At 65.8% G+C, this 15,609-nt stretch carries 15 protein-coding genes; 8 read left to right on the top strand and 7 right to left on the bottom strand.

The annotated features are described in order from the left end of the window. Positions 1–234: 234 nt before the first annotated feature. Together NG900_RS19660 and NG900_RS19655 are read left to right on the top strand one after the other, a co-directional pair. Complete coding sequence (locus NG900_RS19660; protein WP_252683045.1) at positions 235–465, top strand: hypothetical protein; 231 nt, start codon at positions 235–237, stop codon at positions 463–465. Between the two features lie 240 nt (positions 466–705). Then, complete coding sequence (locus NG900_RS19655) at positions 706–993, top strand: hypothetical protein (protein ID WP_252683044.1); 288 nt, start codon at positions 706–708, stop codon at positions 991–993. Between the two features lie 99 nt (positions 994–1,092). Here the strand turns inward: NG900_RS19655 and NG900_RS19650 are convergent, their stop codons facing one another. From NG900_RS19650 to NG900_RS19640, 3 genes are read right to left on the bottom strand one after another with little or no spacing between them, the layout of a single operon-like run. Beyond that, the gene (locus NG900_RS19650; RefSeq protein WP_252683043.1) at positions 1,093–1,284 is read right to left on the bottom strand and encodes a hypothetical protein; all 192 of its coding nucleotides are present in this window, start codon (positions 1,282–1,284) and stop codon (positions 1,093–1,095) included. Between the two features lie 21 nt (positions 1,285–1,305). Then, positions 1,306–1,698 carry a hypothetical protein gene (locus NG900_RS19645; RefSeq protein ID WP_252683042.1) on the bottom strand — a complete coding sequence of 131 codons (393 nt, stop codon included), beginning with the start codon at positions 1,696–1,698 and terminating at the stop codon, positions 1,306–1,308. Positions 1,699–1,749: 51 nt separating this feature from the next. Then, a complete protein-coding gene (locus tag NG900_RS19640; RefSeq protein WP_252683041.1) occupies positions 1,750–2,382 on the bottom strand; it encodes a UdgX family uracil-DNA binding protein in 633 nt (210 codons plus the stop codon). A gap of 97 nt (positions 2,383–2,479) precedes the next feature. Between NG900_RS19640 and NG900_RS19635 the strand changes: the two genes are divergently transcribed. Continuing rightward, complete coding sequence (locus NG900_RS19635; RefSeq protein WP_252683040.1) at positions 2,480–3,733, top strand: phosphatidylserine decarboxylase family protein; 1,254 nt, start codon at positions 2,480–2,482, stop codon at positions 3,731–3,733. Positions 3,734–3,866: 133 nt separating this feature from the next. Here NG900_RS19635 and NG900_RS19630 read toward each other — a convergent pair whose 3' ends face one another. From NG900_RS19630 to NG900_RS19620, 3 genes are all read right to left on the bottom strand, one after another. Beyond that, on the bottom strand, positions 3,867–8,789 hold the full coding sequence (locus NG900_RS19630) for an NAD-glutamate dehydrogenase (protein WP_252683039.1): 4,923 nt from the start codon (positions 8,787–8,789) through the stop codon (positions 3,867–3,869). Positions 8,790–8,933: 144 nt separating this feature from the next. Then, positions 8,934–9,266: a DUF2322 family protein gene (locus NG900_RS19625; protein WP_252683038.1), complete on the bottom strand. Its 333-nt coding sequence runs from the start codon at positions 9,264–9,266 to the stop codon at positions 8,934–8,936. An 88-nt stretch (positions 9,267–9,354) separates the two neighbouring features. Continuing rightward, a complete protein-coding gene (locus tag NG900_RS19620; RefSeq protein ID WP_252683037.1) occupies positions 9,355–9,750 on the bottom strand; it encodes a DUF1801 domain-containing protein in 396 nt (131 codons plus the stop codon). 464 nt (positions 9,751–10,214) lie between these two features. Between NG900_RS19620 and NG900_RS19615 the strand changes: the two genes are divergently transcribed. The 5 genes from NG900_RS19615 (at position 10,215) to NG900_RS19595 (ending at position 14,705) form a co-directional block, all read left to right on the top strand. Next, entirely contained in the window at positions 10,215–12,599 is a 2,385-nt protein-coding gene (locus NG900_RS19615) for an ATP-binding protein (RefSeq protein WP_252683036.1), read from the top strand. Beyond that, positions 12,599–13,315, top strand: a complete 717-nt coding sequence (locus tag NG900_RS19610; RefSeq protein ID WP_252683035.1) for a methyl-accepting chemotaxis protein — start codon at positions 12,599–12,601, stop codon at positions 13,313–13,315. Before NG900_RS19615 ends, NG900_RS19610 begins: the two co-directional genes overlap by 1 nt. Positions 13,316–13,326: 11 nt before the next feature. Continuing rightward, positions 13,327–13,860 (top strand): hypothetical protein, encoded by a 534-nt coding sequence (locus NG900_RS19605; protein WP_252683034.1) that lies wholly within the window; start codon positions 13,327–13,329, stop codon positions 13,858–13,860. 29 nt (positions 13,861–13,889) lie between these two features. Then, positions 13,890–14,255: a response regulator gene (locus NG900_RS19600; RefSeq protein WP_004631346.1), complete on the top strand. Its 366-nt coding sequence runs from the start codon at positions 13,890–13,892 to the stop codon at positions 14,253–14,255. A 117-nt stretch (positions 14,256–14,372) separates the two neighbouring features. Continuing rightward, positions 14,373–14,705, top strand: a complete 333-nt coding sequence (locus tag NG900_RS19595; protein WP_252683033.1) for a hypothetical protein — start codon at positions 14,373–14,375, stop codon at positions 14,703–14,705. A 34-nt stretch (positions 14,706–14,739) separates the two neighbouring features. Here NG900_RS19595 and NG900_RS19590 read toward each other — a convergent pair whose 3' ends face one another. Then, on the bottom strand, positions 14,740–15,600 hold the full coding sequence (locus NG900_RS19590) for a class I SAM-dependent methyltransferase (RefSeq protein WP_252683032.1): 861 nt from the start codon (positions 15,598–15,600) through the stop codon (positions 14,740–14,742). Positions 15,601–15,609 lie beyond the last annotated feature (9 nt).

The following is a 15,609-nucleotide window of genomic DNA, read 5'->3' as shown; positions in this document are numbered from 1 at the left end:
ACTGCAAACGGTTGGCGAAACACGCTCGGCAGCGGAGTGTCCGGGCGGAACGAAGAAGCGCTGAATTGCCCTCTTGAATGCTGTCGCGCGCGTGCCTATGCTGGCTTCTCCTGCAAGTTCAGCGCCCCTCTCTCTCGGTGTTTCGGGGCTCTTGCAGTGCTCATGGTGTCAGTGATACGCACGCCCGCCGCCACGGGGTTGCAGCCGTGGCCAACAGACAAGATGGAGCCCACTGTGCTGAGTCCCCATGAATTTGCCGTTCTGCTTCTCGTCAACGACGGCGCCGCATCCGACGACTTGGACCGCGCCGATGTCGAAGCGCTGATCGAGCGGCAGCTTGTCACGATGGAGTGCCGCGGCCCTGACAACTGCTATGCCCGGGTGACGCTCCAGGGCTACGCCCTGCTCAAGGCTTCCGGACACGTCCGCTCAAGCGGGCGCCGTGCCGTAGCCGTATCGCACTGAGTCTCCTGCTCAACAACGCATCGCCTGTTGCCCGGGGTTCCGGCCCCGGCAAAGGGTGACGCGCGCGCGTCGATACAACCAGAAACACACTGCCGGTGGCAGAGCTGCGCCCGCGCGCTGCGCGGGGCGAGCTTCTTGCTGGATTGCAGATGCCGGCCCTCGAACATGACGCAGCCGCTGCTTCGGCAGCCGGTTGTGGTGTTCCGGGGGCGGCAGCCCGACAATTCAAGAGGAGCCACCATGAAAACCAAACACACGCTGATTGCCGTTTTGTTCGCTTCGGCCGGTACGCTCGCGTTCGGGCAGCCGGCAGTTGTAGTGGTGCCGGGCTCGGACGAACATCAGGAAATGCGGCACGATATGGAACACGAACGCGCTGAACGTGAACGCGCAGAGCATAGACGGCACGAAGAGCACCGCGAGCTCAAGGACGAACGCCGCGACCTGAGGCGAGACCGCGATGCCCTGAAGGATCGCGCGCACCAGCTACACGAGCATGAAGAGCACGAAGAGATGGAGCACCGTTGACCACCGCGGGCGCCCATCATGGCGCCCGCGAACCGGGCGTCATTTCAACCCGAATACCGCCCGCCCCCGCATCGCGCACGCGCAGTAACGCGTTGCGCCTCAACCCCCACCAATGCCCTGAATGATCTTGCCGCTGCCCTCGCACGTGGGGCAGGGGTTGCCGTCGCGCTGGCCGGTGCCGTTGCAATCGGGGCAGACGGCCTCGCCGCTACCGGGCGATCCGGGCGCTGCTTCATCGCCGGGCGCGACGGCGGCGGGCGGCATGCCGGGGATGGGGGTCTCGTTGTTCATGGTGGGCTCCTGGGTATGGCCTCAAGGCTGCGTGGCTGGGATGTTCGGCGGGCTGGCGGGCGGGCGCTCACGCCCCGGCGGGCTGCCGCCGGTGGAGGTGTCTTTCACCACGTTGCCGTTCTTGTCCCGATGCGAGCTGGAGCCCGTGCGCGGCACGTATTCGCCGGAGGGGTTGGCGCGGTCGTTGCGGGTGCGGTTGCGCGTGGCATCACGTCCGGTGGGGCTGTCGGTGCGACCGGTGGTGCCGGTGGCGGTGGTGCTCTCCGGGTTGGCGGCGGGCGCGTTGTTGCTGCTGCCGGATTGCGCGCCCGTTGCTTGCGCCATCGCCGCGCTGCTGCCCAGTGCGGCCACTGCTGCCGCAACGCATAGGGCACGTGCTAGGCCCGGCACATAAGCGGGGGTGTGGATCATCATGGTGGCTCCAGTAAGGTGCCGGTTGCTGACGCAACTCGCGCGCCCGCGCGGCTATTTGCCGGCAGCAAGCTGGCGCGCGTGTTCGAGCGCGCTGACGATGTCGAGATAGGCACGCTCGCGCGCGGCAGCGTCCGGCGCACGCAGTGCATAGGAGGGGTGCCATGTTGCGAGCACCGCTCGACCTTCCCGGCGCGTGACCTTGTTGAAGTGCTCTTGCAGCCGAGCGTGCGCGTCGTCCAGCAATGCCTTCAATGCGGTCGCGCCTAGTGCCACCACCACCGCCGGCGCCTCCTGCTGCAGCTCGCGTTCGAGCCAGTACATGCAGGCTTCCACTTCACGTTGCCCCGGGGTCTTGTGCAGGCGCCGCTTGCCACGCAGTTCCCATTTGAAGTGTTTGACCGCGTTGGTGATGAACACGTCATCGCGCGGGATGCCGGCCTCGGCCAGCGCGCGGTCGAGCAATTTGCCCGCCGGGCCCACGAACGGCTTGCCGGCGAGGTCTTCGCCATCACCCGGTTGTTCGCCGACGAGCATGATGCGCGCGCGGCGTCTGCCCTCGCCGGGCACCGCTTGTGTGGCGTGGCGCCAAAGGTCGCACCGCCGGCACGCCTCGAGCGAATCCGGCTGCTGGGCGGGGTCGGTTTCGTCAGACGGTGGCGGGGTGGGGTGTGCGGGTTTCTTCATGGCAGACCGGGGCGGGTGACAAGCGCGAAGCAACCCCGGTGCCATAGGCCGCGTGTGGAATGTACGTTGCTTGGTCTCCCGCATTGACCAGGAGGCCATGTTGGACGCTGCATCGCATGTTCCGTTGGACCATCGCCGCCGGCTGGGCGGCTGGTTGCCCGAAGGCGAAGAAAAGCTGGCCGCGTTTCGTACCGAGCTTGTCGCGCAGGCGCTCTCGCGCCCCACAAAAACGCCATCCGTTGCCGCCGTGCGCGCACTTGCGGCGCTCATCGATGGCGAGCCGGCACTGCGCATGCACCTCGCACGCGCCATTGGGGAGGCGCGGGGCCGTGGCTACGAACTCGGCTACCGCGACAGTGCGGAGCTGCTGCTCGCCATCGACCACGTCGTGACATGTGCGCCGCGCTTCAGCGAAAGCAGCTTGGTGGTGTGCCCGCTCAATGCACTGCTCGACTGGCCGATGTGCATGCCGTCGGGCTACGCGTTGTTTCGTGATCGACGCTTCAACGATGCGCTCAAGGCCGTGCTCAACGGGTGGAGCGCTTTTCTCAGCGGTCCGCATTCGCGCGCCTGCCTGAACACGCGCGAGCCCGACGGTTGGTTCAGCCCGGAAGCGACGCGGCGCGTTGGCATGGAGCAGTTTCTATCTGACCCATCACTGCCGTATTGGGGATTCACCTCGTGGAATGACTTCTTCACGCGCCGCTTCCGTGCCGGCATGCGGCCGGTGGCAGGCGAGGATGACCGGAAACTGATCGTCAGCGCGTGCGAGGCCGCGCCCTACAACATCAGCCATGGCGCACGCTACGAAGACGCCTTCTGGATCAAGGCGCAGCCCTATTCACTGCGCGACATCTTCGGGCCGGGCAGGGCTCGGTTGGCGGAGCGCTTTGCCGGCGGCAGCGTCTATCAAGCCTTCCTGAGCGCCTACAACTACCACCGCTGGCATGCGCCCGTGAGCGGCACCATCGTCGATACCTATCACCTGGATGGCACCTACTACTCGTGTGCGGAATCGGAGGGCCCAGACCCGGAAGGGCTGAACGATTCGCAAGGCTACAGCGCCGCCCTGGCTGCGCGTGCGGTCGTCACGATTGCCTGTGACGACCCGGCCGTCGGCACAGTGGGCTGCGTGTTCGTGGGCATGGCGGAGGTGTCGTCGTGCATGATCGACGTCACCCCCGGCCAGCACGTGTGCAAGGGCGAAGAGCTCGGTTTCTTCCAGTACGGCGGCTCGACCTACTGCCTGTTCTTCGAGCCGGATGTCATCGATGCATTTTTCGTGCAGCCGCCGTTCTCGCATGAGACGCCCCCGGTGCATGTCAATGCGGCACTGGCGCGCGCCCGTTAGAGCCGCAACAGAACCCTCCCGGCGTCGTTGGGCCTCCTTGCCGTACTCCTTGTACGGTCTGCGTCGGCCGCCTGGCCAGGACCGCTGCGCTGGGTTTTGTTAGCGGCTCTTAGTGGCCCACTTCACGCTGGCTTCAGGCGTCCACTTCCGCCAGTGCCTTGAGCCCCACGGATAGCATCGCCAGGTCAGCCGACCCGGCGGCCACCTGATCGGCGATCACGCGGTTGTAGCGCGCCAGCGCATCCTGCCGCGAGGCGCGCCAGGTGTCGATCAGGGTGTCGGCGGTGGCGCCTGCCGCCGCGTTCTGCAGAACCGAGCGGGTGAGCCGCCGCCGCAGTTGCCCAAGCTCTTCGAGCAGCGTGGCCCGGGCCAGCATCTGCCAGTGGGTTTGCGTCGGCAAGCTCAGAATGCCGCCTTGCAGCCACCCGTAGCCCAGCGGCTGATCCAGCGCGAAGTACACGCGTGCGGCAAGCCTGGCGTCGCAGCCGCTGTCGGTGGCCACTTCGGCAATGTCGAGCAGCGACACACGGGCCGGCACGCCGGTCGCCACACGTGCCAGCGTTTCGGGCACGCCGGCTTCGGTAAAGGCCTGCCGCTGTTGCGCGGCAGCCTGTGCGGATTCCTCTGTCTGCAGTGTGTCGATGTCGGGCGCGAGGGCATCGACTGCCGCGCGGAAGCGCTCCACCGTGGCCGGCACGTCAAGCACGTTCGACGTGCGCCGCCGCAGGAACCACAGCGTGGCGCGTTCGTGCAGTTGCGCGAGTGCGGTGAACAGCGCCGTCTGCGTTTCGTGCGGCACCTTCGCATCCAGCGCATCCACGTCTTGCCAGAGAGCGTCGAGCCGGTAGACGGCGCGCGCGACCAGGCTCGCCCACACCACGGCAATCGGCTCGGCGCCGGTTTCTTCGGCCATGCGGTGGACGAACGTTACGCCGGCACGGTTGACGAGCGCGTTGGCGTGCATCGTTGCCAGGATTTCGCGCCGCAGCGTGTGCCGTGGGATCGCCGCTGCGCAACGCGTGTGCAGCGGGTGCGGGAAATACGCCGGCAGGCCATCGGCAACGAAGGGCTGGTCGGGCAGGTCGCTGCCCAGCAGCACGTCGTACAGCCACATCTTGCTGTAGGCCATCAGCACCGCGCGCTCGGGTGTGGTCAGGCCGCCGCCGCTTGCGCGCCGGGTGTCGATCTCTTCATCGGCGGGCAAAAACTCGATCGCACGGTTCAGGCGCCCGCCGCGTTCCAGGTGCCGCATCAGCCGTGCCTCCGGGTCGAGCCACAGCGCCGTGCGCGTGCGCGCGAGCGAGAGCGCCTGCGTCTGGAAGTAGTTGTCGCGCAGGACCAGGTCGCCCACTTCGTCGGTCATTTCGGCCAGCAGCGTGTTGCGCTGCTTGAGGGTCATCTCGCCTTCAGCCACCACCTGGCCGAGCAGGATCTTGATGTTGACCTCGTGATCGGAGCAATCCACGCCGGCCGAGTTGTCGATGGCGTCGGTGTTGATGCGTCCGCCGTGTTGCGCGTATTCAATGCGGCCCAGCTGCGTGCAGCCCAGGTTGCCGCCTTCGGCCACCACCTTGCAGCGCAGCTCCGCGCCATTCACGCGCAGGCCGTCGTTGGCGCGGTCGCCCACCTGGGCGTGCGTTTCCGTGCTGGCCTTGATGTAGGTGCCGATGCCGCCGTTGTAGAGCAGGTCCGCCGGCGCCTTGAGAATGGCGTGCAGCAGATCGTTCGGCGCCATCTCGGTGGCGGTCACATCGAGCATGGCGCGCACTTCTGGCGACAGCGCAATCGCCTTGACCGTGCGCGGGAACACGCCGCCGCCCGGGCTGATCAGCGCGCGGTCGTAGTCGGCCCAGCTGGAGCGCGGCAGGTTGAACAGGCGCTCGCGCTCGGCAAAGCTCGTGGCCGCATCGGGCGACGGGTCGAGAAAGATGTGCCGATGATCAAACGCCGCCAGCAGCCGGATATGGCGCGAGAGCAGCATGCCGTTGCCGAACACATCGCCCGACATGTCGCCCACGCCCACCACGGTGAAGTCCTGCGTCTGCGTGTCGACGCCCATCTCGCTGAAATGCCGCTTGACCGATTCCCACGCGCCGCGCGCAGTGATCGCCATCTTCTTGTGGTCGTAGCCGACCGAGCCGCCGGAGGCGAACGCATCGCCCAGCCAGAAGCCGTATTCGGCCGAGATGGCGTTGGCGTAATCGGAGAACGTGGCCGTGCCCTTGTCGGCGGCGACGACCAGGTAGGGGTCGTCCTCGTCGTAGCGCACCACGTCGGGGGGTGGCACGACGCGGCCGTCGGCGTAGTTGTCGGTCAGGTCGAGCAGCCCGCGCAGGAAGGTCTGGTAGCACGCCACGCCTTCGGCCAGATACGCATCGCGGTCGCTGGCCGGCGGCGGCTGCTTGACGACGAAGCCGCCCTTGGAGCCGACCGGCACGATGACGGTGTTCTTGACCATCTGCGCCTTCACCAGACCGAGCACTTCGGTGCGGAAATCCTCGCGCCGGTCAGACCAGCGCAGCCCGCCGCGCGCGACCTTGCCGCCGCGCAGGTGTACGCCTTCCACGCGCGGCGAATACACCCAGATCTCGAACATCGGCTTGGGTTCGGGCAGCCCCGGCACGCGCGCCGGATCGAACTTGAACGACAGGTACGGCTTGGGTTGCCCCTGCGCCGTGTTCTGGAAGTAGTTGGTGCGCAGCGTGGCTTCGAGCACGCCCAGGAACTGCCGCAGGATGCGGTCTTCATCCAGGTTGGGCACGTCTTCCAGGGCCTCGTCGATCTGCTTGCGCAGCGTCTCGGCCTCGCGTGTGCGTTCGGCCTCGTCGAGCGCGGGGTCGAAGCGTACGAGGAACAGATGCACCAGCGCCCGGGCGATGGCCGGATTGCCGTTCAACGCGCTCTCCATGTAGGCGTTGCTGAAGGTCGAGCCGATCTGGCGGATGTAGCGCGCATACGCACGCAGGATGCGCACCTCGCGCCAGGTCAGGCCGGCGTGCAGCACGAGGCGGTTGAGATCGTCGTTCTCCAGCTCGCCGCTCCAGATGCGGGCGAAGGCGTCTTCAAAGCGCGCGCGGGCTTCGTCGAGATCAACCTCGCTGCCGTCGATGGTCTCCATGCCGAAGTCGTGCATCCAGATGGGTGCGGCGTCGGCGGGCTCGATGCAATAGGGCCGCTCTTCGTTGACGCGCACACCCAGGTGCTCGAGCATCGGCAGACTGTGCGAAAGCGAGGTTGGCTGGCCAGCGCGATAGATCTTGAAGCGCAGCGCACCGGCGGGCGCTTCCAGCGGCCGGTACAGCTGCATGGTGAGCTGATTCGTGGCGCCGTTGTCACCGAGCAGGGGTTCCATCAGCTCGATGTCGCGCACGGCCAGGCGGGCCGCGTAGTCCTCGCGGAAGCCGGCGGGAAACGCGCCGGCATAGCGGCGCAGCAGGCGGTTGCCGCGCTCTTCGCCACCGCGTTCGAGCAGCGCGTCGGCCAGGTCGTCCTGCCAGCGCCGGGCGGCCTGCACGATGCGCTCTTCCAGTTCGGCCACGTCCACCTCGGGCACGTTGCCCGGCTGCGTGCGCACGGTGATGTGGATGCGTGCCAGCATCGACTCCGACAGCAGGGGCGTGAACTCCGCAGCGGTGCCGTTGTACGCCGCTTGCAGCAGCCCCTGGATGCGCAGGCGCAGGTCGGTGTTGAACTTCTCGCGCGGCACGAACACGAGGCACGACACGAACCGGTCAAACGGGTCGCGGCGCACGAACAGGCGCGTGCGCTGGCGCTCCTGCAAGCGCAGGATGCCGAGCGCGATATCGTGCAGCGCTTCACTGTCGATCTGGAACAGTTCGTCGCGCGGGTACTGCTCAAGAATGGTCGCGAGCGTCTTGGCCAGGTGCCCGTTCGGCAGGAAGCCCGTGCGCTCGATCACGCTGGCCACCTTGCGCCGCACCAGCGGAATGTCCTGCGCCGGCACCATGTAGACGTTCGAGGTGTACAGCCCGAGAAAACGCCGCTGCCCGCGCACGCGGCCTTCGGCGTCGAACAGCTTGATGCCCACGTAGTCGAGATACCCCGGTCGATGCACCGTCGCGCGCGAGTTGGCCTTCGTGAGGAAGATCGGCTCGGGCGCGTCGATGATCCGGGCGGCGTCGGGGGCGAGCCGCGAGATATCCGGTGCGGTGGGGTCGCGCAGCGCCTCGCGCAGCACACCAAGGCCGGTGCCGGACATGCCGCGCAGGTAGAGGCCATCGTCCTGGACGACGAGCTCGTAGTCGCGCGAGCCGAGGAAGGTGAAATGCCGTTCGAGCATCCAGGCCAGGAAGGCCTGCGTTTCGGCAATCTCCGCGCGCTCCACTTCGGCCGTCGCTGCCTGCGCAGCGCGCGCCGTCAGCGCTTCGATGGAGGCCTGGGCCTGGGCCTGCATCGGCTTCCAGTCTTCCACCGCGGCGCGCACGTCGCCCAGCACGCGCATCAGGCCGTCGTGCAGCGCCTGCATGCGTTCCGGCTCGGAGAACCGGTCGACCTCGATATGGATGGTCGACTCGAAGCGGGCTGCGCCGCCGGTTTCGCTGTCCGCATCGGCGGGGGTGTCGGGCATGTCGCCCGCGAGCGCTGCCGGGCGTTGTGCGCCGCCACCAGCCGAGACCGCCACGCGCGCGCCTGCGGCGTTGCGCTGTACGCGATAGACGGGATGGAATGCCGAATGCAGTGCAAGCCCTTGCCGGTTGATCTCCATGGTCACGGAGTCGAACAGGAAGGGCATGTCGTCGTTGACGATCTCGACGACGGTGTGGCCGCAGTACCAGCCGTGCTGTTCGAGGCTCGGGTTGTACACGCGCACGCGCGGTTGCCCCGACACGAATTTCTGGCCGAGCTGCCAGTGCGCCATCGCCGCACCGTAGAGGTCGGCCACGCTGCGCGAGATCACGTCTTCGGGGTCTGCCAGGCCGTAGTAGTGCCGCAGGAACGGCTCGAACAGGGGGGCGATATCGGGGGCACGTTCGCGTGCCAGGGCCACTGCATCCGCCATGTGCTGGCGGACCTTGTCTTCGTATTGGGCAGACATGGGCAGCTCCCGAAAATGGGCTGCCTCATGCTACGCCGCGTGCCCATGGCTGGCAATCAGCTGGGCGAGGGCGATGGCTGGGTCGATGTTGCTGTGCAGTGCAGCGAGAAGCAAGGCTCACTCGCTGCATGCCGGTGAGCGTCGTCAGGCCTTGGCGACGACGTGGATGCGCAGAGCGGGCTCGCCGGCCACGATGGCCAGCAGGCGGTCGATGTTCGGGTGGGCGCCCGGGCGGTTGCGCGCGTCGGCGGTGTGCTCGGCAAACACGGCCAGGCCGTGCTCGGCGGCGCGGGCGTCGAGCTGGCCGAACGTCTGCTGCAGGTAGTGATACACCGCCAGCGAACCTTGCTTGCCCGGCTTGTTTTCGATGTCGGCCACCACGGCGCCCTGGCCGTCGACCAGATCGATGCGCTCGATGCCGTCAATGGCGGGCAGTTGGGCGAGGTTGTCCTTGAATACGGGGGTCGGTTGAATCACGGCTGTGGCTCCGTTGGTTGATCAGGCGGGCCGTATGTTAACGGCTTCGGCATGACCCGCGCGAGCCCCAGCGTGGTTCTGCGTTGGTTCACCGCTTCGCGGCGGCCTTGTTCACGGCAACGGCGGCCTGGATGAGCGCCTTCAAGGCCTTCTCGTTGACCTTGTCGCCCTCGCGAAAATCGATGGCGCGCCGCACGTTGCCGTCCAGGCTGGCGTTGAACAGGCCCGTCGGGTCCGGCACGGAGGCGCCCTTGGCAAACGTCAGCTTCACGGTCTGCTTGTAGGCCTCGCCGGTGCAGATCAGGCCGTGGTGCGACCACACCGGCACGCTCCACTTCCATTCCTCGACCACGTCCGGGTCAGCCGCCCGGATGAGCGCCCGCAGGTGCGCGAGCATCTCGCCGCGCCAGTCGTTCAGCTCGGCAATGCGTGCGTCGATCAGTTCGGACGCGGGTGCGGCGTTGTCCGGCGTGCTCTTCTTCATGGGGGCTGCCTCCGTGATGGGATCAGCAGAACAGTTTGGCAGGAACGCGGGCCGGTAGCCAATCAGCAAGGGGGTGCGAGGCTTGGCGGGCGCCGGGAAGGGAAACCCGGAAACGCCTTTCTGTTGTATTTGAAATTAAGGCGAATGATTGGCGATAAAAACAAACAGAAAATAATGCGGCGCAATATAAACGGCAAATTGGAAAATAACTTGAGCTTTTTTCTTTGATTCCCCACTTGAGTGGGGGGTGCTGAACGATTTGGACCGCAAACATAGGCGTAATGCGGGTCCATGATGCACTGCCCGTGTGTTTGTATTCAATGCGGCAATACCCCCGATGATGGATGTGACCGTCATCGATTGGTCATCTTTCGACTTCAATAATTGCGCCTTGGATGTTTAGGCAAACAGGTTGGCGCGCACTCCGGTTTTCAGGGGCGGCGATTGAATCGAGAGAATTTCAAATGACCATTCGTCATCGCATTACATTGCTGGTGGTGCTGATGTTTGTCGCGTTGGCGGCCATTGGCGGGTATGCGGTCTACCAGACCCGCAGCGGGGCAGCCGAAGTCCGGCAGGTGACCGAGGGTGTGGTGCCGAGCGCGCTGGCGTCGGCGGACCTGGTGTCGCTCGTCAAGGACGTCCAGCTCGCGACCATGACGCTCGTCTATGCGCCCGACGACAACATCGTCGCGCAAGCCAAGGACGACCTGAAGGCCAAGGAAGCCGCCTTGCAGGCCGCGCTGGACGTGCAGGCCAAGCGCGCCAACAGCCACGCCCAGGAAGGGCTGGTCGCGCAGGCCAAGGAGAGCGTCGACAGCTACGTCGAGGCCATCGGCCAGACCACCGACATGAAGCTGGCGGGTAAGAATGAACTGGCACAAGCGTTTCTGTTTGCCAACGTGGCGAGCTATCGCGACGTGCTGGAGAAGATCGTCGAGACGCTGCGCATTGAGAAGAACCGCGAGAAGGACGACGCCATCGCCGGCCTGAACGGCAAGCTGGCCAGCACGGCCACCACCATCGGTGTGGTGAGCGGCGTGGCCATCGTGCTGCTCACGGCCATCGGCATGCTGCTGTATCGGCAGATCACCCGCCCGCTCACACGCATGCAGGCCGAGATGAGCGAGATCGCCACCAGCCAGGATTTCACGCGCCGCGTGCCGGTCGGCCGCATGGACGAGATCGGCCACTCGGTGGTGGCGTTCAACCAGATGATCGAGAAGATCCAGGAGAACGCCGCGCTGCTCAAGCAGAAGACGGCCGACATCCAGGCGATGCTGCAGAACATGCAGCAGGGCATCCTGACCGTGGTCGATGGCGGCGTAGTGCACGAGGAATATTCGATCTACCTGGAATCGATCTTCGAGACGCAGGAGATCGCGGGCCGCAAGCTGATGGACCTGATCTTTGCCGACACGAGCCTCGGCGCGGATGCGCTGTCGCAGGTGGATGCCGCGGTGGATGCGTGCCTGGGGCAGGACATCATCAACTTCGCGTTCAACCAGCACCTGCTGGTGAGCGAAGTTGAGAAGCGGATGCCGGATGGCCGTGTGAAGACGCTCGACCTTTCGTGGTCGGCCATTACAGACGAGAGCGACACCATCCTGCGCCTGATGCTGTGCGTGCGCGACGTGACAGAGCTGCGCAAGCTGGCGGCGGAAGCCAGCGAGCAGCGCCGCAACCTGGAGATGATCGGCGAGATCCTGGCGGTGAGCCAGGAGAAGTTCCAGCACTTCATCGACAGTTCCACCAGCTTCGTGCACGAGAACGAGCGCATCATCCGCCAGTACTCGCAGGCAGACAGCGCGGCCATTGCGGCGCTGTTCCGCAACATGCACACCATCAAGGGCAACGCGCGCACGTACAACCTGCAGCATCTGACCAACGTCGTGCACGAGACCGAGCAGACCTATCACGCGCTGCGCGAGCCCGACAGCGGGCACACGTGGGATCAGGATTGGTTGATGGAAGAACTGACCCGCGTGCGGGAGGCCATCGAGCACTACGCCCGGATCAACGAGGTGAAGCTCGGCCGCAGGGCCGATGCCGTGCAAGGCGGCGCCGCACAAGCCGCGCCGGATGCGATGCTGCGCATTCGGGAAAGCCTGCGCCTGCTGGAATCGGCCAACCCGGGCAGCTTGTACGAACTGGTGACGATGCGCGACTCCGTGTATCAACTGCTGCGCCTGCTGGGCAGCGAGACGGTGGAAGCGGTGCTCTCTGGTGCGCTGCAATCGCTGCCGTCGCTGGCGCAGGAGCTGGGTAAGGAGAGCGTGGCCGTGCGCATCGACGACAACGGCTACCGCGTGCGCACCGAGGCGCGCGGAATCCTGCAGAACGTGTTCATGCACCTGCTGCGCAATTCCATCGACCACGGCATCGAGCCCGCCGATGTGCGCATGGCACACGGCAAGCCGGCCGCCGGCACCATCGATATCGAAGTGGGTGTCGACCAGGGCATGCTGCAGATCACGCTGTGCGACGACGGCCGCGGCCTCGCGTTGGACCGCATCCGCAGCATCGCGGTCGAGCGCGGCTGGATCGGCGCCGATGAGCACGTGAGCGACGAGACCATCGCGCAGTGCATCTTCCGCCCCGGCTTTTCGACGGCGGACACCGTGACGGAAGTCTCCGGCCGCGGCGTCGGCATGGATGCCGTGCAGGAATTCCTCAAGCGCGAGCACGGCCGCATCGAGCTGCATTTCACCGACGACCACAAGGGCGCCGCGTTCCGCCGGTTCCAGACGGTGGTTTGCCTGCCCGAACGTTTTGCGGTGGATAGCGTGAATGCCGCGCTGAACGGCCAGCCGTCGGTGCAACTGGATCTGGATAAGGAAGCGTCGTGATGGGTTCGATTGTTCTGGCCGCCCTTGCCGGCGGGTTGGTGGTGGGCGTGCTGGTGTGGGGGATTCAGCAGCGCAGGTTGAAGGTCGCGGCGCATGCGTTGGGTGACGCCGATCACCGCATCGCTGCCCTGTCGGCTGATCTGGCAAGGCAGGCCGCGCTGGTCGAAACGGGCGCGCAAGAGGTGGCGGCGCTGGAGACCACGGTCGCGCAAATGCGCGACGCCTCTGCCGATCAGCTGGAAGTGATCGAGCAATTGCGCACGGAGTTGCAATCCGCCATGCAGGCCAAGGAGCAATGGGCCGACCGCGCACGGCAGATCACCGAAGAGGCAGCACGCCTGCGTGGCCTCGCGCTCACGTTCGAGCGCTGGCACGAGCAGATGATCTCGCTCATGGAGCAGAACCACGACATGCATGCCAAGAACCAGGAGCTGCAGTCGATCGTGCGGCACGTGGTGATCGTCTCGCTCAATGCGTCCATCGAGGCGGCGCGCGCGGGCACGGCAGGCCGTGGCTTTGCCGTGGTGGCCAGCGAGGTGCGTTCACTGGCGGCGCGTTCGGAAGAGCTGTCGAAGAGCTACCGCAACAGCCTGCACCTGAATGATCTGACCACCACCGCCACGTTCCAGGACATCCAGGCAGGCGGCAAGATGATCACGGCGTCGCTGTCGAGTGTCGAGGCGCTCGCCAGCCAGTTTCAATCACAGCTTCACTAGGCGGGTACGTCGTGATCAGCAGTAACGCGCAAGAGAGTTTCGACCGCATCTTCCGCAAGGCCGCGCGCACCCGGCTGGTGCGGCAGACGGAAGACACGTGCCATATCACCACCGCCACCGAGGGCGATGGCATGGGCGGCGAGCAGGCCTTGATCCTGACCATCTCGTCCATCGCCTTCCGCCTGTTGCTGGTGCTGCGCTTTGATGAATCCGAGGCCACGCGCACGTACTTCACCGGTGAAGGTACGGGGCGCTCGTTTGAAGAGGCCCGCCTGGAAATCGGCAACCTGTGCTGCGGTGCGCTGAACCAGGAGCTGCTGCAGGTGTTTCCCGACCTGGGCATGTCGACGCCCTATGTGGTGAGCGCACGCTGCCTGCCGTATCTCGATGTGTTGAAGCCGGCATACGTCGCTGCCTATGCCGTGACGATCAATGAAGCGGTGCGGGTGGCCGCCACGGTGTGTGTCTGCACCCATGCACCGCTGGACTTCGTGGCCGACGTGCGCGACGAGGTGGAATCCAGCGGCGAGCTGGAACTGTTTTGATTCAGCAGTTTGAGAACGAGGAACGATTCATGAGCAAGATTCTGGTTGTCGACGATTCGAGCACCGTGCGCGACGAAGTGGCGGGCTTTCTGAAGAAGCACGGCTTGGCCGTGGACACCGCTGTAGACGGCAAGGACGGCCTGGCCAAGATCAAGGCCAACCCCGGTGTGAAGCTCGTCATCAGCGACGTGAACATGCCCAACATGGACGGCTTGACCATGGTCGAGAAGGTGCGCGGCGAACTGGGCAACAAAACGGTCAACGTCATCATGCTCACCACCGAAAGCAGCCCCGCCATGAAAGACCGCGGCAAGGCCGCCGGCGTGAAGGGCTGGATCGTCAAGCCGTTCAAGGGCGATGCGGTGCTCGAAACATTCAAGAAGCTGGCCAGTTGACCGGGGGATGATGCACGCCTGTGTGCGTCATCGTCGACTCAGTATGGAAGGGCGTGGCGCGCGGGGGAATTTGGAGCCAAACTTGCTTGCCTGAGGCCGTGGGCTGAAGGAGTGATCATGCAAGAGCTCGCGTTTCGCACCCTGCTGTACCGCTACTTTTTCTTCGGCTGGCTGTTCAAGGATGCCAGCCGCGGCAACCTGTTCGAGCGTTCGGCCGCGTGGCGTTTCAACCAGGCGCATGCACACTGGCTGCTGGCCTACATGCGGCGCTGGCTCTGGTGCGGGCTGTTCTGCTACGCGCTGGGCGGCGCGCTGGAACTCGGGCTCAAGACGCCCGGCCTGTCCGTGCTCTTCTATGTGCCAAGCGCGCTGAGCGTGCCCGTCAACGTGGTCATCGGCGTGCTGTGGATCGGCCTGAAGGCGCTGCCGGGGCCCGTTCGTGAGCGATAGGTGAGCAGCAGGTGAGTAACGCGAACCTGGGCGGCTAGACGGTGGCGATCAACAGTTCTTCGGCATTGCGTGGCGGCCGCAGGCCATCGGCACGGCCGGCAAAGTAGCGCGCAGTCAACGCATCTGCCGAGATGTGCTGCGCATCGCGAAAGCCGTTTTCTCGTGCCAGTGCAAGCATCTCGGCCGGCGTGAAGAAACTGATGAACGGCGTGCCGCTGGCACGCGCGCCTTTCTCGGCCATCTCCAGGCCGGGGCGCACATCGGGGTCCGCCATCTCCAGCGGCAGTAGAAACGTCATGGCCAGCATCGAGCCTGGCGCGAGGGACGCGACCTGCCGCAGTGTGGCGGCGTTGGCTTCCTTGGTCAGATACATGCTCACGCCCGTAGATACGACGATGGCCGGCTTGCGCACATCAAAACCCGCCGCAACCAGCGCATCCTGCCAGGACGCGCGCGCCTCGAAATCCACCGGCACGAAACGCAGCCAATCGGGGATGCCGACACCCAGTTCCACCAGGCGCTGGCGCTTCCAGGCCTGCGGCCCGGGCGGATCCACTTCAAACACCGTCATGCGCGATGCCACGTCCGGCCGGCGCTGCGCAAAGCTGTCCAGCCCCGCACCCAGGATCACGTACTGAGCGAGCCCCCGGGCGGCCTGCTCGATGACGAGGTCTTCGATAAAGCGAGCGCGCGCCACGATGGACGCGCGAAACGGCCGGGTGAATTGCGCGTCCATGTCGCCGCGCGCTTGCCAGCCGGGTTCGGGCGCGAGCAGCTTCAGGCCCACCTCGTCTTCCAGCACGTGCGGCGGCGCATCCACTTGCACGTGCAAGGCGCGCCACAATGCGACGCGTGCGGCGGTGCTGTCGGGGGCTGCGGTCTGTGGTTCGCTCATCGTGGACAC

This window comes from Ralstonia soli (assembly GCF_023955655.1).
Taxonomy (GTDB): Bacteria; Pseudomonadota; Gammaproteobacteria; order Burkholderiales; family Burkholderiaceae; genus Ralstonia; species Ralstonia soli.
This window is presented reverse-complemented; position numbering and strand designations above follow the sequence as displayed.